Source organism: Cumulibacter soli (assembly GCF_004382795.1).
Lineage (GTDB): Bacteria > Actinomycetota > Actinomycetes > Mycobacteriales > Antricoccaceae > Cumulibacter > Cumulibacter soli.
The window spans coordinates 138,015-156,774 of sequence record NZ_SMSG01000002.1; the positions used below are offsets into that span (position 1 = coordinate 138,015).

The 18,760-nt window shown below is 64.1% G+C and carries 20 protein-coding genes; 2 read left to right on the forward strand and 18 right to left on the reverse strand.

Translation table 11 applies throughout. From position 1 onward, the window contains the following. The first annotated feature begins 18 nt into the window (after positions 1-18). Positions 19-603 (forward strand): cob(I)yrinic acid a,c-diamide adenosyltransferase, encoded by a 585-nt coding sequence (locus E1H16_RS04450; protein WP_134322502.1) that lies wholly within the window; start codon positions 19-21, stop codon positions 601-603. A gap of 10 nt (positions 604-613) precedes the next feature. On the opposite strand, the gene E1H16_RS04455 is transcribed toward E1H16_RS04450, so the two are convergent. From E1H16_RS04455 to E1H16_RS04515, 13 genes are all read right to left on the reverse strand, one after another. Then, positions 614-1,039: a DUF2550 domain-containing protein gene (locus E1H16_RS04455; protein WP_166741618.1), complete on the reverse strand. Its 426-nt coding sequence runs from the start codon at positions 1,037-1,039 to the stop codon at positions 614-616. A gap of 85 nt (positions 1,040-1,124) precedes the next feature. Next, positions 1,125-1,508 carry a F0F1 ATP synthase subunit epsilon gene (locus E1H16_RS04460; protein WP_134322504.1) on the reverse strand — a complete coding sequence of 128 codons (384 nt, stop codon included), beginning with the start codon at positions 1,506-1,508 and terminating at the stop codon, positions 1,125-1,127. A 32-nt stretch (positions 1,509-1,540) separates the two neighbouring features. Then, positions 1,541-2,989 (reverse strand): F0F1 ATP synthase subunit beta, encoded by a 1,449-nt coding sequence (gene atpD, locus E1H16_RS04465; protein ID WP_134322505.1) that lies wholly within the window; start codon positions 2,987-2,989, stop codon positions 1,541-1,543. 1 nt (position 2,990) lies between these two features. Further along, entirely contained in the window at positions 2,991-3,944 is a 954-nt protein-coding gene (locus E1H16_RS04470; protein ID WP_134322506.1) for a F0F1 ATP synthase subunit gamma, read from the reverse strand. A gap of 10 nt (positions 3,945-3,954) precedes the next feature. Beyond that, positions 3,955-5,592, reverse strand: a complete 1,638-nt coding sequence (gene atpA, locus E1H16_RS04475) for a F0F1 ATP synthase subunit alpha (RefSeq protein ID WP_134322507.1) — start codon at positions 5,590-5,592, stop codon at positions 3,955-3,957. 36 nt (positions 5,593-5,628) lie between these two features. Next, positions 5,629-6,459: a F0F1 ATP synthase subunit delta gene (locus E1H16_RS04480; RefSeq protein ID WP_134322508.1), complete on the reverse strand. Its 831-nt coding sequence runs from the start codon at positions 6,457-6,459 to the stop codon at positions 5,629-5,631. A 5-nt stretch (positions 6,460-6,464) separates the two neighbouring features. Beyond that, on the reverse strand, positions 6,465-7,037 hold the full coding sequence (locus tag E1H16_RS04485; RefSeq protein WP_134322509.1) for a F0F1 ATP synthase subunit B: 573 nt from the start codon (positions 7,035-7,037) through the stop codon (positions 6,465-6,467). Positions 7,038-7,110: 73 nt separating this feature from the next. Continuing rightward, complete coding sequence (atpE, locus tag E1H16_RS04490; protein WP_134322510.1) at positions 7,111-7,338, reverse strand: ATP synthase F0 subunit C; 228 nt, start codon at positions 7,336-7,338, stop codon at positions 7,111-7,113. Between the two features lie 84 nt (positions 7,339-7,422). Next, positions 7,423-8,232: a F0F1 ATP synthase subunit A gene (gene atpB / locus E1H16_RS04495; RefSeq protein ID WP_208378853.1), complete on the reverse strand. Its 810-nt coding sequence runs from the start codon at positions 8,230-8,232 to the stop codon at positions 7,423-7,425. 122 nt (positions 8,233-8,354) lie between these two features. Continuing rightward, on the reverse strand, positions 8,355-8,735 hold the full coding sequence (locus E1H16_RS04500) for an AtpZ/AtpI family protein (RefSeq protein WP_134322511.1): 381 nt from the start codon (positions 8,733-8,735) through the stop codon (positions 8,355-8,357). Beyond that, positions 8,732-9,202 (reverse strand): Cg1360 family ATP-synthase-associated protein, encoded by a 471-nt coding sequence (locus E1H16_RS04505; RefSeq protein WP_134322512.1) that lies wholly within the window; start codon positions 9,200-9,202, stop codon positions 8,732-8,734. Before E1H16_RS04505 ends, E1H16_RS04500 begins: the two co-directional genes overlap by 4 nt. Then, on the reverse strand, positions 9,199-10,359 hold the full coding sequence (locus E1H16_RS04510; protein WP_134322513.1) for an MraY family glycosyltransferase: 1,161 nt from the start codon (positions 10,357-10,359) through the stop codon (positions 9,199-9,201). Before E1H16_RS04510 ends, E1H16_RS04505 begins: the two co-directional genes overlap by 4 nt. A 64-nt stretch (positions 10,360-10,423) precedes the next feature. Then, positions 10,424-11,092 (reverse strand): L-threonylcarbamoyladenylate synthase, encoded by a 669-nt coding sequence (locus E1H16_RS04515; protein ID WP_134322514.1) that lies wholly within the window; start codon positions 11,090-11,092, stop codon positions 10,424-10,426. 9 nt (positions 11,093-11,101) lie between these two features. On the opposite strand from E1H16_RS04515, the gene E1H16_RS04520 reads away from it, so the two are divergent. Continuing rightward, the gene (locus E1H16_RS04520) at positions 11,102-11,863 is read left to right on the forward strand and encodes a (2Fe-2S)-binding protein (RefSeq protein WP_134322515.1); all 762 of its coding nucleotides are present in this window, start codon (positions 11,102-11,104) and stop codon (positions 11,861-11,863) included. 43 nt (positions 11,864-11,906) lie between these two features. Here the strand turns inward: E1H16_RS04520 and E1H16_RS04525 are convergent, their stop codons facing one another. The 5 genes from E1H16_RS04525 to rho form a co-directional block, all read right to left on the reverse strand. Then, a complete protein-coding gene (locus E1H16_RS04525; RefSeq protein WP_134322516.1) occupies positions 11,907-14,030 on the reverse strand; it encodes a 3-hydroxyacyl-CoA dehydrogenase NAD-binding domain-containing protein in 2,124 nt (707 codons plus the stop codon). Between the two features lie 92 nt (positions 14,031-14,122). Then, a complete protein-coding gene (gene prmC / locus E1H16_RS04530; protein ID WP_208378854.1) occupies positions 14,123-14,968 on the reverse strand; it encodes a peptide chain release factor N(5)-glutamine methyltransferase in 846 nt (281 codons plus the stop codon). Continuing rightward, positions 14,968-16,053, reverse strand: a complete 1,086-nt coding sequence (prfA, locus tag E1H16_RS04535) for a peptide chain release factor 1 (protein WP_134322517.1) — start codon at positions 16,051-16,053, stop codon at positions 14,968-14,970. The genes prmC and prfA overlap by 1 nt, the downstream gene beginning before the upstream one ends. A gap of 96 nt (positions 16,054-16,149) precedes the next feature. Then, a complete protein-coding gene (rpmE, locus tag E1H16_RS04540; RefSeq protein ID WP_134322518.1) occupies positions 16,150-16,380 on the reverse strand; it encodes a 50S ribosomal protein L31 in 231 nt (76 codons plus the stop codon). Positions 16,381-16,514: 134 nt separating this feature from the next. Further along, complete coding sequence (rho, locus tag E1H16_RS04545) at positions 16,515-18,665, reverse strand: transcription termination factor Rho (protein WP_134322519.1); 2,151 nt, start codon at positions 18,663-18,665, stop codon at positions 16,515-16,517. Positions 18,666-18,760: the final 95 nt, after the last annotated feature.

Consider the following 18,760-nt stretch of genomic DNA (forward strand, 5'->3'; position numbering starts at 1 on the left):
CGGCTGTAGCCTCATGGCATGGCCGTTCATCTCACGAAGATCTACACCCGCACCGGCGATGCCGGCACAACCGGACTCGGCGACTTCTCCCGAATCAGCAAGACGGATTCGCGGCTGCAGGCGTACGCCGACTGCGACGAAGCCAACAGCGTGCTCGGGCTCGTACTAGCTCCGATGTGCGCGGACGACGTGAGCGAGCGGCTACGCGTCATCCTCACGCACGTGCAGAACGACCTCTTCGATGTGGGCGCCGACCTGTGCACGCCGTACGAGGAGAATCCGAAGTACCCGCCGCTGCGGGTCGAGCCGGACTATATCGACCGCCTCGAGGCCTGGTGCGACGAACTTGGTGAAGACCTCGCCAAACTCGACAGTTTCATCCTGCCCGGCGGCACCAATGCCGCGTCGTACCTGCACCTGGCTCGTACCGTTACGCGCCGCGCCGAGCGGACCACGTGGGCAGCGATCGCCGAACACGATGACATCAGTCCGCTGACCGCGAAGTACCTAAACCGACTGTCGGACCTGTTGTTCATCGCCTCGCGCTACGCCAACCCCGGCGGAGACGTGAAATGGGTTCCCGGAGGCGAGCGGAACGCCTAGCGCGGCGTACTCAGCGACTACGCATCCACTCGGGCGGGGCTGATTCCCACCAGGACATCAGACCTGTCAGTGCTGTTTTCGGGACGGCGACGCGTTGCGGGCCATCCATCGTTTCCAGATGTAGCACGATCGCGTCCGGCGGCATCCACACCGCGTCATTGCTGGACGGTTCCTCCCGCCATGCGATCGTCGTACCGCGCCGGTTGATCCGAAGCGACGGACCGGCCCGGTACGAGGTCAGTCGAAACCACTCCAAGTGCTCATCGGCGTACCTAGCGACCCCGAGCACCCATCCGCCACGTAACCCAGCGCCGCGGTGGACCGACATCTCGATGGCGCCCTGCAAGATCAGGATCCGCCGACGCCGGAACACGAAGATCGCGACCGCGGCGACCACGAGGGCGAGTACGACGATCAGCCACGCTGCAACGTGCACGCCACACCTCCGATCCGCCGAGTACACCCGATAGACAACGTCGCACCCAGGTTCTCCTGGGTGCGACGTTGTCTACTGCATTAATTTATCCGCGCGTCTGCTCTGCAGCCTGTAACCGGGCCTCCGCCCGCGCCTTGGCTGCGACGCCTTCCTCATCATCTGAGGCACCGGCGAGTGCGGCTCGCGCCCGGTCGACGTCGATCTCGTCAGAGAGTTCAGCGAACTCCGCGAGGATCGACACGCCCTTGTCGCTGACCGACAAGAATCCGCCGTGTACGGCCGCGATCAGCGGGCCCTCACCGCCGGTCCGGTTGATCTTCACCAGACCGGGATCGGCGAGTTCACCCAACGTCGGCGCATGGCCAGGCAGCACACCCAACTCGCCCTCGGTCGTGCGGGCGATGACCATATCGGCCTCGCCCGACCACAGCAACCGCTCGACGGCAACCAGCTCCACGTTCAGTGGCATAGCTGGTCCTCCTTCCTATCGTGCGGCAGACGTTACTTGGCGAGCTTCGCTGCGTTGGCCTCGAGGTCATCGATACCGCCGCAGAGGAAGAACGCCTGCTCGGGCAGGTGATCGAACTCGCCCTTGGCAAGGCGATCGAACGCCTCGATGGTCTCCGACAGCGAGACGACCGAACCCTCCTGTCCGGTGAACTGCTCTGCAACGAGCAGGTTCTGCGACAGGAAGCGCTCGATGCGGCGGGCGCGACCGACGAGGACCTTGTCCTCTTCGCCGAGCTCGTCAATACCGAGAATCGCGATGATGTCCTGCAACTCCTGGTAACGCTGCAGAATCCGCTTGATCTCCTGAGCCACGCGGTAGTGCTCCTCACCGACGATCGCCGGGTCGAGGATGCGCGAAGTGGAGGTCAGCGGGTCCACCGCCGGGTAAATACCCTTCTGCGAAATCGGGCGGGAAAGCTCCGTCGTCGCATCCAGGTGGGCGAACGTGGTCGCCGGAGCCGGGTCGGTGTAGTCATCTGCGGGCACGTAAATGGCCTGCATGGACGTAATCGAACGACCGCGGGTCGAGGTGATGCGCTCCTGCAATTCGCCCATCTCGTCGGCCAGGGTCGGCTGGTAACCCACCGCGGAAGGCATGCGGCCCAGCAGCGTCGATACCTCGGAACCGGCCTGCGTGAACCGGAAGATGTTGTCAATGAACAACAGCACGTCCTGGTTCTGCTCATCGCGGAAGTACTCCGCCATGGTCAGCGCCGAGAGCGCCACGCGCATACGAGTGCCCGGCGGCTCATCCATCTGACCGAACACGAGCGCGGTGTCCTGCAGAACGCCCGACTCTTCCATCTCGAGGAAGAGGTCGTTTCCTTCACGGGTGCGCTCACCGACGCCGGCGAACACCGAGGTGCCACCGAAGTTCTTCGCGACACGGGTGATCATTTCCTGGATCAGAACGGTCTTGCCGACACCGGCACCACCGAACAGACCAATCTTTCCACCCTGCACGTACGGCGTCAGCAGGTCGATGACCTTGATGCCGGTCTCCAGCATCTCGGTCTTGCCCTCGAGCTGGTCGAACGCCGGCGCCTTGCGGTGGATTCCCCAGCGCTCACCGGTGAACTGCTGCTCCGGAGCGTCGAGGCAAGCACCGAGCGCGTTGAATACGTGGCCCTTGACCTGGTCGCCGACCGGCACCGAAATCGCAGCACCGGTATCGGACACCGCAGCGCCTCGGACGAGGCCGTCGGTGGGCTGCATCGAGATCGCGCGGATCATGTTGTCGCCGAGGTGCTGAGCAACCTCGAGGGTCAGCGTCTTCGCCATCTGCTCAAGCTTGATCTCGCTGTGCAGCGCGTTGAACAGCGCCGGAACCGAGCCACGCGGGAACTCGACGTCGACAACGGGGCCGACGACTCGTACGACGCGGCCAGTGCTCTTGCCGCCGCTCTGGTTGGCCGCGGGCGCTTCAGTAGTTGCGGTCATATCAATCATCACTTCCTGCGGAGGCAAGCGCGTCGGCGCCACCGACGATCTCGCTGATTTCCTGGGTAATTTGGGCCTGTCGAGCCTGGTTCGCCTCGCGGGTGAGGTTCAGGATCAGTTCGCTGGCGTTATCGGTCGCGGACTTCATCGCCGCACGCCGCGCGGCCGACTCTGAGGCCGAGGACTCCAACATCGCCGAGAAGATCCGGGTGTTGACATACTTCGGCAACATCGCGTCCATCAAGTCGGTCGCGTTCGGCTCGAACTCGTACGACGGCGGGATCTGATCCTTCGCGGCCGCCTGAGCGGTCGCGTCCTCATCGGCGTACTCGACCTCGAGCGGCGCGATGCGAGTCGCGGTCGGAACCTGCGACAGCATCGAGCGGAACTCGGTGTAGACCATGTGGACCTCGTCGAAGCCGCGGACTCCGTCGGCCCCGGGGCCTTCGGCATCGTCATCGGCACCGGCGACGAACCCGGCGATCAGCGCCTCGCCGACCGCACGGGCGTCGTCGTACGACGGGCGCTCGGAGAATCCGGTCCATTCGCCGGCGAGTTCGCGGCCACGGAACGAGTAGTAGGTCACGCCACGGCGGCCGGTCACGTACAGCACCGGCTCCTTGCCCTGCTCGCGCAGGAGCGACATGAGCTCTTCGGCGGTTTTGATCGCGTTCGAGTTGTAGCCACCACACAGACCGCGGTCGGCCGTCACGACGAGGACGGCGGCACGCTTGGGGTTCTCCCGTTCCTTCAGCAACGGGTGATCCAGAGCGGCGGACCCGGCCAGCGCGGACATGACTCGCGTCATCTCCCTGCTGTACGGCTGAGCCGCCTCGGCCTTAGCCTGTGCCTTACCGATACGCGTGGTAGCGATCAGCTCCTGGGCACGGGTGATCTTCTTCGTCGAGTTCACCGAACTGATTCGACGCCGAAGGTCACGGATTGAGGCTGCCATGTCGCGTCGCCTACTTCTTTGCCTTGTAGACGGTGACCTTTTCCTGGCCGACCGATCCGGCGTCCATCGCCTGCGCCGGCGCCTCGTTCAGCAGCTGCTCGCCGCTGGAGGTGGTGAAGCGCTTCTGGAACTCGACGACCGCAGCCTCGAGTTCGGCGGTGGCCTCGTCCGACAGCTTCTTCGACTCGGCGATCGAGTTCATGATCGACGGGTGCTGGTGACGGGCGAACTCCAGGAACTCACCTTCAAAGCGACGCACATCCTCGATCGGAACGATGTCCAGGTGTCCCTTGGTGCCGAGGTAGATCGAGACGACCTGCTCCTCGACCGCGAACGGCGAGTACTGGCCCTGCTTGAGGATCTCGACCAGTCGAGCGCCGCGGTCCAGGGTGGCCTTCGACGCGGCGTCCAAGTCGGAAGCGAACGCGGAGAACGCCTCGAGCTCACGGAACTGCGAGAGGTCCAGACGCAGCGAACCAGCGACGTCCTTCATGGCCTTGACCTGAGCGGACGTACCAACGCGGGAGACCGAGATACCGACGTTGATAGCCGGGCGGACACCGTTGTTGAAGAGGTCGGACTGCAGGAAGCACTGACCGTCGGTGATCGAAATGACGTTGGTCGGAATGTACGCCGACACGTCGTTCGCCTTGGTCTCGATGATCGGCAGGCCGGTCATCGAACCGCCGCCGAGCTCATCGGAGAGCTTCGCGCAGCGCTCGAGCAGACGCGAGTGCAAGTAGAAGACGTCACCGGGGTACGCCTCGCGGCCCGGCGGACGACGCAGCAGCAGCGAAATAGCGCGGTACGCCTCGGCCTGCTTGGTCAGGTCATCAAAGATGATCAGAACGTGCTTGCCCTGGTACATCCAGTGCTGGCCGATGGCCGAACCGGTGTACGGGGCCAGCCACTTGAAGCCCGCAGAATCGGACGCCGGAGCGGCTACGATCGTGGTGTACTCCATCGCGCCAGCCTCTTCCAGAGCCGTGCGGACGCTGGAGATGGTCGAGCCCTTCTGGCCAATCGCGACGTAGATGCAGCGCACCTGCTCGTTCGGATCGCCGGTCTCCCAGGCTGCCTTCTGGTTGATGATCGTGTCGATGCAGACCGCGGTCTTACCGGTCTTACGGTCACCAATGATCAGCTGACGCTGACCGCGACCGATCGGCGTCATGGCGTCGATGGCCTTGATACCGGTCTGCAGCGGCTGCTTGACGGGCTGGCGCTCAACGACGCTGGCCGCCTGCAGCTCAAGGGCGCGCTCCTCAGTGGAAACGATGTCGCCCAGACCGTCGATCGCCTTACCCAGCGGGTCAACGACCCGTCCGAGGAAGCCGTCGCCGACCGGCACCGACAGCACACGGCCGGTCCGCTTGACCTGCTGGCCCTGCTCAATCTGGTCGTAATCACCCAGGATGACCGCACCGATGGTGCGCGCCTCGAGGTTCAACGCGACACCGAGGATGCCGCCGGGGAACTCAAGGAGCTCGTTGGTCATCGCCGAGGGTAGACCCTCGACCTGCGCGATTCCGTCCATCGTCTCGACGACGGTGCCGACTTCCTCGCGTGAGACGTCGGTCGTGTACGACGAGACATAGCTGTCAAGGGCGCTACGGATCTCGTCTGACGAGATCGTCAACTCCGCCATGGTTTCTTGTCCCTGCTCTCGTTGTTTCGAAGATTACTAGCCAGCGAATCGGCGCTGGATGTCGTCGAGGCGTCCTGCGATCGAACCGTCGATCACGTCGTCGCCGACCTGCACACGCAGGCCGCCGAGAACCGTGGGGTCGACATCGATCGAGACCGAAACCTCGCGACCGTAGATGCGCGAGAGCGCGGAGGTCAGCCGCCGCTCCTGCTCGTCGGTGAGTGCGACCGGAGAGGTCACGACGGCGACCGAACGCCGGCGGCGACCCGCGGCGTCCTCCACCAGACCTTGCACCGAGTTGTACGTCGAGGCCGCACGAGGATTGCTCAGCACACTGCGCAGCAATCCGGTGGTGATCGGGTTCGCATCCTTAACCAGCGCACCGAGCAACTGCTGCCGCTGAGCGAGCGGAGCGCTCGCGTCGGACAGCGTCTGCTCCAGCTCACCGTTGGCATCGAGCGCGCGACCGAAGCGGAACAGTTCCTCTTCGACAGTCGCGAACGAGCCGGACTTCTCGGCGCTGATGAAGGCCGCTTGGTGAGACAGGTCGGTGAGCGCGTCGACGAGGTCGCCGGGCTTTGACCATGCCTGGGTCGATGCCTTCTTCACGAGCTCGAGAGCGGAATCGCTGACCTGGCCGCCGAACAGCCGAGTGGCCAACTGCTCACGGCTCGACGCCTGGGCAGATGAGTCGGAGAGCGCGCGGCGAAGCCCCGGTTCGCTAGCGAGCAGGTCTGATACCTGCGCCAACTCACCAGATAGTGCCTGCGCGCCCTGCGCCTCGAGGGTCGCGGCCGACTGATCGAGCTGCGTGCGCAGCCCGTGCAGCGACTCGCGGCTGGTTGCCTGCATCAATGCCGGAAGCACTGGCTCTACTCCCCCTGCTCGTTGAGCGACGTAGTGACCGGCGCCGCCGTCTGCTCGTCGGCAACCTTGTCCAGTTCACCGAGGAAGCGTTCGACCGTGGCTGCAGTACGTGCGTCGTCCTGCAGCGATTCGCCGACGATACGGCTCGCGAGCTGAACAGACATCGTGCCGACCTGCTGGCGCAGCTCCTGCACGACCTGGCTGCGCTGCGCCTGGAGCTGCTCGTCACCGCGGGCGACGATGCGATCGGACTCAGCCTGCGCCTGCGCCTGCATGTCCTCACGAATGCGCTGTGCTTCGGCGCGTGCGTCCTCGCGGATCTGCGCAGCCTCTTCACGAGCACCGGCCAACTGAGCGTTGTACTTGTCGAGCGCTACCTTGGCCTCGCGCTGCGCGGCCTCGGCACGGGCGATTCCACCTTCGATTGCCTCGGCGCGGGTGGCGTAGGCCTTCTCGAAGGCCGGCCACACGAACTTGATCAAGACGAAGGCGAGGATCACGAATGCGATCAACCCGACGATGATCTCGCCTACCGGCGGGAGCAGCGGGTTGCTCGATGCAGCGGCAATGTACGTCATAGTACGTCCCATCTCCTAGCCCGACGGCCGCAACCGGCGGGGCCTCTTGGTCAATCAGTCCTGAAACGATTGACTAGCTGAAGATGAAGGGAACGACGAAGCCGATCAGAGCCAGCGCTTCAGAGAGCGCGAAGCCCATGAACAGGTAGGTGCGGGTCAGGCTCGCGGACTCGGGCTGGCGAGCAGTCGCCTGGATGTAAGCGGCGAATACGATGCCTACACCGATACCCGGGCCAATGGCGGCCAGGCCGTACGCAACGGCGCCCAGGTTGCCAGTAACTTCGGCAAGGACGTCAACCATGTGGGTCTCCTTCTAGGGTGTTCAAGTGCCTGTCACTCAAACGCTTGTTGGGATGAATTACGGACTGCGGCGTCAACGAGCGGCCTAGTGGCCGTCGCTGACCGACTCCTGCAGGTAAGTAGCTGCCAGCAGGGTGAAGACATATGCCTGGAGGAACTGGACCAATAGTTCGAAGAACGCCATTGCGATCGCCAGCGCGAACGAGAACGGCGAGAGCAACTTCAGCGTGAGGTGCGGCTGGCTGGCCATGTAGATGCCACCGAGGGCAAAGACGACCAGCAGGAGGTGTCCGGCGAACATATTCGCGAACAGACGGACGGCCAGCGTGAACGGCCGCGAAAGCAGCTTCTGGAAGATCTCGATCGGGATCAGCATGAAGTGCAATGGCCACGGCACGCCGGGGATGTACACCAGGTTCTTGAAGTAGGTAAAGAAGCCCTGGCGCATGATGCCCAGGCCGATGTACCAGACGTAGACGATGATGGCCAAGAACAGCGGGATCGCGAACTTAGCCGTCGGCGCGACCTGCGCGAACGGGATGATGCCCATGACGTTGTTCGCGAACACGAATACGAAGAACGTGGCCAGATACGGCGCGAACTTGATGCCCTCTGGCCCGATCACGTCGCGCGCGATACTGCCGCGGACAAACCCGTAAACCGACTCACCGGCGAACTGCAGCTTCCCGGGGACTACCTTCGGCTTGCGCGACGCGGCGATGAAGAAGCCGAGTACGACGATGACGGCCAGCCAGTTGATCAGCGTGATACGAGTGATCGCGAACTCGATACCGGCGAGGGTGAACTCCCAGATCGGTGTCGGATTGAATTCGTGGGCCGGATCGGGAGCCTCAAAACCCGGGTACGGCTGTTGCGCCAGGACCGCGGCGATCAATGCGGTCTCCTCTCACCGATTGAAGATGTGCGTTCGTAACAAAACCACCGTGCTTAGGCGGTGGCGGCTCTGTGAAGTGTAGATCAGGTGAACCTGCATTCGACACAGCGGGGTCGGTCAAATCAGGTGTGACGTTCGTCGGTTTCCGGAATAGAACCGGGACCGCCGTCATCGTTGGTTTTACGACGTGCGAGCAGCCCGCCGTCCTGCTTCTTGGAGATGTCCATCAGCGGTGGCGGGTTACCCGATTGCTTGACCACCAAGTACACCCCCATGGCTGCGCCGAGGAGGACGCCGATCGCTAAGAATCCGCGCCAGCCGGTCCAGGAACTCAGGCCCCAGCCGATCAGGCCCCAGACGATGATTCCGGACAGCAACGTGCCCGTAGCGGTCCACCCCTGGGTGTCGCCCTGGTGGTGGATCTGGCGCTTCTGGGACCGTGCTTCTTCCTGCGCGCGCATACGGTCGTACGCCGCACCAGGGTCCTCACTCGGCTCGCTCACTGGTCGTAATCCTTGTCGGTCGGTGGGTGGTAATCCACGTAGAACTGGCGCTTACGGACGACGTACAGCACCTGCATCGCCGACCACAGCAGGACGCCGACGACCACGGCGATCGCCATCGCCTTCACGTCGATCGCGCCGTCGATCGGCATGCTGATCAGCACCACGCCCAGCACGCTCAACTTGATCAGGTACGCCCCGAGCGCGGCCGGTAACGTCAGCCGGTCATCCCGTTTGCCGGCCCATGCGACGGCGAGCGAACTAATCACGAAGAATGCCGCGACGATCACAAAACCGAGGATGACGCCCCACAGCGCCGCGCTGTCGAAAAACGCGCCTGCGATCACCGCACCGACGACCGCGAGCGCCGCGGTGGCCAGCAGCGCCGGGCGCAGGTGCCCGAGCGTCCATGGCGCGTCCGGGCGCACCGGTTCATCGGGAATCTGCATATCCGGTAGCAGTTTCATTTCTTCCGCTCGCTCATCCTCGAGGTCCGATGCACGTGCGGCGCTCCGCCATCAATACGGCGGCGTACGCGCGGCATGAGCATCAGGACCACCGCCGCCACCGCGAGAACTGCCGAGATCAGCAGTACCCAGCGCGTGTCGAAGATCGCGCTGCCGACACCCACGAACGTGAGCAGAGCGGTCCAGACGTACATGATGATCACTGCTCGCCTCTGGGTGTGACCAATTTCTAGCAAGCGGTGATGTAGGTGCATTTTATCTGGAGTTGAGAACGGATTGAGTCCCTTGCGGGTGCGTCGTATCACCGCCAGCAGCATGTCGAGCAGCGGTATGGCCAGCACGGCGAGCGGCATCAGGATGGGCATGATCAGCGGTACGGCGTTGCCGAGAGTGTCGAAGCTTTGGGTATCGGTACGCGCAGTGGTCGATATTGCGGCCGCGGCCAGTACGAGACCGATGAGCATGGAACCGGAGTCGCCCAGGAAGATCCGCGCCGGGTTGAAGTTGTGCGGCAGGAACCCCAAACACGCTCCGGCGAGGACGGCAGTCATCAACGCAGGAGCACTGAACGCGTCGCCATATCCCTGTTTGCCGAGGAAATAGCTGTAGACGAAGAACCCGGTGGCGGTGATGATCGCGACCCCGGTCAGCAACCCGTCGAGCCCGTCGATGAAGTTCATCGCATTAACGGTCGCTACGACCAGCACGGTGGTCAGTAGGAATGACGTGTTCGGGTCGAGCGAGATGGTGCCGAGCTCGCCGCCTGGGATGAAGATGAAGGCCAGCTGCACGCCCAACAGCACTAGGACGCCGGCCGCGACGAGTTGGCCGGCGAGTTTCGTCAGCGGGTCGAGGTCAAACCTGTCGTCGAGCGCGCCGATAAGACAAATGATTCCCCCGGCCACGAGCACCGCGGTGGTCTCCGAGGAGTACATGAACGTGTGTCGCAGGCCCGGCAACCTGGATGCGATGAATACCCCGGCGCACATACCGAGGTAGAGCCCCACTCCCCCGAGCCGCGGGATCGGAATGCTGTGCACATCCCGGTCGCGAACTGGCGGCATCGCACCCCAGCGGACCGAGCACCAACGAACGATCGGCGTGGCAAGGTACGTCACGATCGCGGCGACGCTCAGGACTAGGAGGTACTCGCGCACGGCGGGCCGTTGCCCTCTCTTTCGTACGGGGTCAACCCGATCAGCCTACGCGCCGAGGGCCCGCTCAAGCGATATCGGGCACGACGGTGCGGATGTCCTCTCGCGAGATTCCACCCTCACGAACGATCCGCGGTGGCGTCACCGTGCAATCGACAATCGTGGAGGCCGGCCGTCCTCCGGTGTGCCCCGCGTCGACGTACACCTGGACCGATGAGCCGAGTTGGCGGGTGGCCTCCTCGACCGATGCCGCGGGCGGCCGCCCGTGCTGGTTCGCGCTGGACACCGCCAATGGACCGGTCCGCGCCAGAATGTCGCGCGCGACCTGGCTGTCGGGCATCCGGATGCCGACCGTGCCGCCGGTCTCTCCCAGATCCCAGGCGAGGGCCGGCGAATACGTCACGATCACCGTGAGTGCGCCCGGCCAGAACCGCTCGGTGAGTTTCACCGCCGCCTCAGGCGCGACGGTCACCAAGCCGTGCAGCACTGCCTGATCGGCGACCAGCACCGGCACAGGGTAATCGCGGCCGCGTCCCTTCGCCGCCAGCAACGCGCCGACCGCCGGCGCATTGAATGCGTCCGCGGCGATGCCGTAGACAGTGTCGGTTGGCAGCACGATCAGCCGACCGTCACTCAGCGTCCTGGCCGCCTGCTCGACTGCATGTTCGTACGCCTCGGAATCGTGCTCGGTGGCATCAAGGATCTCGAAATCGGTCACGACTAGTGATCGTGCCATGATCGGGGCATGGCCGATGTAACTGCCCTGCTTCGTTCTGCCGGATTCGCCGGGGACGGCGTGGAACTTCGTACCGTTGCGGGGAGATCCGCGCTGCGCGGCACCACCCTTGCACAGCTCGTCGAGGATCCAGGAGCGCTCGCGAGCGCGGTCGATGCGTACGCGGACCTGCAGCAGGAACAGTTCGGCCCCACGGCCGCTCGACATGTCGCGGCGCTGTGGCTGCTGCAGGATGTCAGCTGGATTCACGCCGTCCTGAGCGTGGGCCTCATCAGCGCGCACGGCGTCAGCCTGCGCTGCAGCGACGACGGCCTGGCGATGGAGCTGCCGCGCGATATGTTCTTCGGCGTCCAACTCGCTGAGGACGCCGTGATGACTACGGTCGCGACAAATCAGGCCGAGCGTGCGCTCGCGTACGCCGAGGCGCGGCACCATCTTGCCGCGTTACTCGCACCGCTGCAGGAGCCGATGCACGAGCATCTGCGCGCCGGGGCACGAGCGTTTTGGGCCTGCGTGACCGATATGGCGACCGGCGCAATCTGCACCGGAGCGAACGGCGACGAGCACCGCATGGCCAGCACCTTGGCGAGTTTCGACGACGCCGACACCGCCGCGAGTTGCGACGATGCCAGCGCCCAACTACTGAGCGGCGAGCAGCTCGTGTCGTCCCCGGCCGGGCCGATCCGGCGACGACACGGGTGCTGCCTGCTCTACACGATCGAGGGTATGAGCCTCTGCTTCAGCTGCCCCCGGATTCGGGTCGCCGGCTGATCCCACGCGGCCGACGACCCGACAAGGGCACGAGCGAACACCGTTAGAAGGTGGTCTTACCTTCGGCGACGAGGCGTTCGATCAATGGCGCCGGCGTCCAGAAGTACTCGCCATGCACCTCGCGAAGCTTCTTGATCTTCTCCAGCACCACGTCCAGCCCCTGCTGCGAAGCCCAGTGCATCGGACCGCCGCGGTAGGCCGGGAATCCGTAACCGTTGGTGTAGATGACGTCGATGTCCGAGGCGCGCTGAGCGATACCTTCATCAAGTAGCTTCGCTCCCTCGTTCACCAGTGCCAGCATTTCGCGTTCCACGATCTCTTCATCGGTGATCGCTCGCCGAGTGATACCGGCGTCGGCCGCACACTTTTCGATGATCTGCTCGACTTCTGGATCCGGGATCGGCTTGCGGTTGCCGGCCTCGTACTTGTAGAAACCCGCGCCGGTCTTCTGGCCGAGCCGTCCGGCGTCGACCACGATGTCGGCGACCTTCGAGAATCGAACTCCCGACGGCAGCAGTTCGCGCTGGCGCCGACGACCGGCGGCCGCGACGTCCAGACCTGCCAGGTCACCCATCGCGATCGGCCCCATTGCCAAACCAAAGGCCTGCAGCGCGCCGTCCAACTGCTGCGGCGAAGCGCCTTCCTCGAGCAGGAAGTGTGCTTCGCGCACGTACGGCGACAGCATCCGGTTGCCGATGAATCCGTCGCAGATACGCGCGAGAACGGCGATCTTGCCGACCTTCTGCGCGAGCTTCATCGACGTCGCGATCACGTCATCCGCCGTCTTGTCGGCGCGCACGACCTCCAGGAGCTTCATTACGTTGGCCGGGCTGAAGAAGTGCAGGCCGATGACATCCTGCGGGCGCGACGTGACGGCCGCGATCTGATCAATGTCCAGTCGCGAGGTGTTGGTCGCCAGGATCGCGCCCGGCTTCGCGATCGCATCGAGTTTGGTGAACAATTCCTTCTTGACCTCGAGGTCCTCGAACACGGCCTCGATGATCAGATCGGCGTCCTTGGCTGCCTCGAGCTCCAGCGTCGGGGTGATCAAACCGACACGGGTGGCGACCTGCTCGGCACTGAGGCGTCCCTTGGCGGCGGTGGCTTCGTAATTGCCCTTGATGATCGACACACCGCGTTCGAGCTGTTCGGCGCCCTGTTCAATCAGCGTGACGGGAATGCCGGCATTGGCGAACACCATCGCGATACCGCCGCCCATCGTTCCGGCACCGATCACCGCGAGCGAGTTCACCGGCCGCAGCGCGGTCTCTTTCGACAGGCCGATAACCTTCGCCGCTTCCTTTTCCGCGAAGAATTGGTATTGCAGCGCAGCCGCTTCCGGGCTGGCCACCAACTCACGGAATTCGCGCTGTTCGACCGCCATGCCATCGGCGAACGTCGTCGCGTTGATCGCGCCTTCGACACAGTTGATGATGGCGTGCTGCGCACGTCCGTTACGCGCGTTCGGGCGAATCGCAGCGTGCGCAGCGGCGAGGTCGACACTGTCAGCATCTGGCACCGGATTATTGGCGACGACCGGCAGATCGCTGACGCCGACGGCATTCTGCAGCGCCCACGCCACGCCGGCCTCGATAGGATCGCCGGTGAACGAGGCCTCGACGATGCCGAGTTCGGCGCCGCGCTCACCGTTGACCGGAGCAGCGGTCAGCATCATGTCCATCGCCGGGACGGCACCGATCAGTCGCGGCAACCGCTGCGTTCCGCCGCCGCCGGGCAACAGCCCCAGGTTCGCCTCCGGCAGACCCAAGTTCGCGTTCTTCTCGGCGATCCGGAAATGGCAGCCGAGCGCCGTCTCCAGACCACCGCCGAGAGCGAACCCATGAATAGCAGCGACAACAGCCTTCGGCGCGCTGGCGATGTAGTCGAACATGTCGTGAATGCTCGGACCTTCGCGTCCGGCCGCCGTGTTGAGCTGACGCAGGTCGGCACCGCCGCAGAAGCCCTTACCGGCCGGATCGCCGGTGAGCACGATCGCCTTCACGGCCGGATCATCCATACCCTTACGGATTCCGGCATCCATACCGATCCGCATGTGGTTGGACAGGCCGTTCACCGGCGGGTTGGCGAGGACCACGACGGCGATACCGTCGACGACCCCGTAGCGGACGGTCTCGGAAAGATCGATGTAACTAGCAGGCACGCTCATGCGCCAGGCCCCTTCGCGGCTCGACAAGGTGATCTGCCGCATTCTTGCAGAGTCTGCTGACGGACGTCAGAATCGGCGGTGGTTTAGGCGGCTCAGCGCTGAAGGGTGGCGCGGACGAATCGCGGCCGGCCGGCCAGATCGCGCAGCGGCGTAATCGCGTCGTACCGGCCGCTGGCGGCGAACAACTCGAGGACTGCGTTTTGGTGCGATGCATCGTGCTCCAGAACTGTCACCCCGCCCGGACGCAACAGGTCCGCGATCCGCGCGACGAGCGGGCGGATCAGGTCAAGTCCATCGGCTCCGGCGAATACTGCCTCGCTTGGGTCGTGCCGGACCTCCTGATCGATACCCGTCGACGCCGGCACGTACGGCGGATTGCAGGTCACCAGGTCCGCGGCACCGGTTCTCAGTTCGGCCCGCAGCACGTCATCGTGCACGACTTGCACCTTCGGAGCGAATTGCTCGACGTTGCGGCGCAGCCAACCGACGGCATCAGCTGACCGCTCGAGGGCGATGACCTGCGCCGTCGGGCGCGCCACGGCGATCGCGATCGCGATTGCTCCGGTGCCGGCGCACAGGTCAATAACGGTCGGCTCGGCGATGACCTCGGTCGCCGCCAACGCGGTCTCAACGAGCATTTCTGTCTCCGGGCGCGGGATGAAGCCTCCCGGTCCGACGTGTAGTTCCAGCCCGTAAAAGCCCGCCGTACCCGTCAGATGCTGCAGCGGTTCACGGGCGCCGCGACGTGCGATCAGATCGGCGTATCGCGATGCCTGCTGAGCATCCACCCCCGGCGCCAACGGCAACATCCCACGCGGACGTCCCAGCACGTGCGCCAGCAGTTCGGTCGCGTCGTGCTCGGCCGCAGCGATGCCCGCTGCACGCAACGCCGTCATTCCCGCTGAACGCACCCGGTGCACCGGGCCCGCGGTGATCACTACTGCGCGGCGCCCTTCAGTAGCTCGGCGGTCTCCATCTCGATCAATGAATCGACGACGGGATCCAGTTCGCCGTCCAGCACCACGTCAAGGTTGTACGCCTTGAAACCGCTGCGGTGATCGGAAATGCGGTTCTCCGGGAAGTTATAGGTACGCACCCGCTCGGAGCGGTCGACGGTACGAACCTGGTTCTTACGCATGTCCGAGGCCTCGGCGTTCGCCTTTTCTTGAGCGTCCGCCAGCAATCGAGCGCGCAGGATACGCATCGCGGATTCCTTGTTCTGAAGCTGCGACTTCTCGTTCTGACACGACACCACGATTCCGGTGGGCTCGTGCGTAATCCGCACCGCGGAGTCGGTGGTGTTCACGCTCTGACCACCAGGTCCCGAGGATCGGTAGACGTCAATGCGCAGGTCGTTCTGGTTGATCTCGATGTCGACTTCTTCAGCTTCCGGGTACACCAGGACACCGGCGGCCGAGGTATGGATACGACCCTGAGATTCGGTAACCGGCACCCGCTGCACACGGTGTACGCCGCCTTCATGCTTCAGTCGCTGCCAGATACCCGCGCCATCCTCAGCCTGGCCGCGCATTTTGATCGCGATAGAGACGTCCTTGTAGCCGCCGAGGTCGGACAGGGTCGAGTCGATCATCTCGAACTTCCAGCGGTTACGTTCGGCGTACCGCTGGTACATCCGCAACAGATCACCGGCGAACAGCGCTGATTCTTCACCGCCCTCACCCGCCTTGATCTCCATGATGATGTCCTTGTCATCGTTGGGATCACGCGGCAACAGCATGGTGCGCAGTTTCTGTTCCTGCTCAGCGATCGACTCCGCGAGAGCGGTGGCTTCCTCGGCGAACGCCGCATCCTCCTCAGCCAGTTCGCGCGCGGCGGTGAGGTCCTCGCGGGTCTGCTCCAATTGTCGCGCCGCGGCGACGATCGGGCCCAACTGCGCGAAGCGCTTACCGAGTTCGCGGGCCTTGACCTGGTCGGAATGCACTGCCGGGTCCGATAGTTGCTCCTGGACGTCGGCGTGCTCGGCGATCAGTCCGCTAAGAGTGTCGAGGCCTTCTGCGCTCATGATCTGTCCTTTGGGGTGAGGTGGCGAGGGTGGGTGCTCAATGACAAACGACGCCCGATGGGGACCGAAGTCCCACCGGGCGTCGTCATCAAAAAGCTAAGCGCCAGCCTTGGCTCCACGCTCGCGCTTGCCGAACCGCTTCTCGAAGCGGGCCACGCGGCCACCGGAGTCGAGGATCTTCTGCTTGCCCGTGTAGAACGGGTGGCAGTTGGAGCACACTTCAGCGCTGATGGAGCCGCTGGTGACGGTGCTACGAGTGGTGAACGAGTTGCCGCACGAGCAGGTGACCTGCGTCTCGACGTACTCGGGGTGAATATCCTTGCGCACGATGTCTACTTTCTGCTGTGGTCGCCGGGTCGCCGCGTAGCGGCGTGAACCGGTACCGATGTGAGAACTGATCTAGTATGCCAGATCCCTTGCGTCGGCAGAACGCTCAAGGGATGTGATCTATTCCGAGCGGATCAGTCGTCGTCCGCGCCTGGGGTGTTCTTGGCGATCTGCATGAGGAATTCCGCGTTGTTCTGCGTCTTCTTCATCCGTGAGATCAGCAAGTCGATCGCTTCGATCGGGTCCAGGGCGTGCAGTACCCGTCGCAGTTTGATGATGATCGCGAGTTCCTCACGCGAAAGCAGGATCTCTTCCTTACGGGTGCCCGAGGCGTCAACGTCCACGGCCGGGAATACCCGCTTGTCGGCGATCTTGCGATCAAGCTTGAGTTCGGCATTACCGGTGCCCTTGAACTCTTCGTAGATCACGCTGTCCATCATCGAGCCGGTCTCAACGAGGGCGGTGGCGATAATGGTCAGCGAGCCGCCGTTCTCGATATTGCGCGCGGCACCCAGGAACCGTTTGGGCGGATACAGCGCGGTCGAGTCGACACCACCGGACAGGATGCGTCCGCTGGTCGGCGCCGCCAGGTTGTAGGCGCGACCGAGACGGGTGATCGAGTCCAGCAGGACCACGACGTCGTGACCGAGTTCGACCAGACGCTTCGCGCGTTCGATCGACAGTTCGGCGACCGTGGTGTGATCTGTCGGCGGACGGTCGAAGGTCGAGGCAATGACCTCGCCCTTCACCGAGCGCTGCATGTCGGTGACCTCTTCGGGACGTTCGTCGACCAGGACGACCATGAGGTGGCACTCAGGGTTGTTCGTCGTGATCGCGTTCGCGATCGCCTGCAACACCGAGGTCTTACCGGCCTTCGGCGGCGAGGCGATGAGCGCGCGCTGCCCCTTACCGATCGGCATTACCAGATCGATAATTCGAGTGGTCAAGATATTGGGCTGGGTTTCCAGACGCAGCCGCTTCTGCGGGTACAGCGGGGTGAGCTTGGTGAATTCGGGGCGCGACTTAGCCGCCTCGACGTCCAACCCGTTGACGGTGTCCAGGCGAACGAGCGCGTTGTACTTCTCACGGCGCTCCCCTTCGCGTGGTGCCTTCACTGCGCCGGTGATCGCATCGCCGCGCCGCAGCGAGTAACGACGCACCTGCGACAGCGACACGTACACGTCGTTCGCACCGGTCAGGTAACCGGAGGTACGCACGAACGCGTAGTTGTCCAGTACGTCGAGGATTCCCGCGATCGGCACGAGGACGTCATCCTCGTTGATCTGCGGTTCGTCGTACCGATCGTTGCCGCGATTGCGCCCGCCACGGTTGTTGCCGTTGTTGTCGCGGAACCGATCGCGCCCGCGCCGACGACGACGTCCGCGGCCACCGCCATTGTCGTCATCATCATCGAACCGGTCGTTATTGCGGCTATTGCGATTGTTGCGCTGGTTGTCGTTGCGCTGATTGTCGTTGTCGCGGTTGTTCGAACCACGATCGTTATTGCGATTGCCGCGCTGCTGGTTGTCGTCGCGGCCGCCGCTCTCGCGCTGGTCATCGTTACCGCCGCGCTGAGAATCGTTGCGCTGGCCATCATTGCGGTTGTCGCCGCGGTCGTTACCATTGCGCTGATTGTCGTTGCGGTTGTTGTCATTGCGGTTGTTGTCACTGCGGTTGTTGTCATTGCGGTTGTTGCGCTGACGATTGTCGTTGCGACCCGCCGAGTTGCCTTGGGCCTCGGACGACGAGTCGCCGTCGGAGGATGGCGCGGCACCGCTCGGCTCCCGCTCGGAACGGGTGGTCTCTAGCGGCAGCGTCTCGGCCTGCGCCTGCTCGCGCCGACGCGATCCACCGCGCTCTGCGCCACTCTCGGACGTCGCGGACGCATCCGAAGATGCTTTGGCGCTGACGTCGGACTTCGCCGGCGCGTTGTTCGAGTCGCCGGTAGCGACCGGCTGATTCTGCGCAGCGGGTTCGCTGCTCGTCGCGGCCACGTCAGTGGCGGGCGCGTCGGTCTTCGCCGACTTCGCGGGCGCCGCCTTCTTCCGAGGCGACGAGGACTTCGCTGCCGCAGCAGCGGGAGCGTCGGAGCCCTGACGCTCCTTGATGGCGGCGATCAAGTCGCCTTTGCGCATCTTGCTGGTCCCGGAGATGCCCAGCCCAGCAGCAACCTGCTGCAATTCGGCCAGGACCATGCCCGATAGGCCAGTGCCACGCCGCGCGCGCTTGGCCGGCGCAGCCGACTCATTCGCGACAGCATCCACCTGATCAGTGGTGTCAGTCAATGGGGATCCTTCCCAGGATGGTCTTCGCTGCTCATCGCAACGAATGGACCAGTTTGGCTACCGCGAACACGTCGCTCGCGGATGCAGTGTCAGAC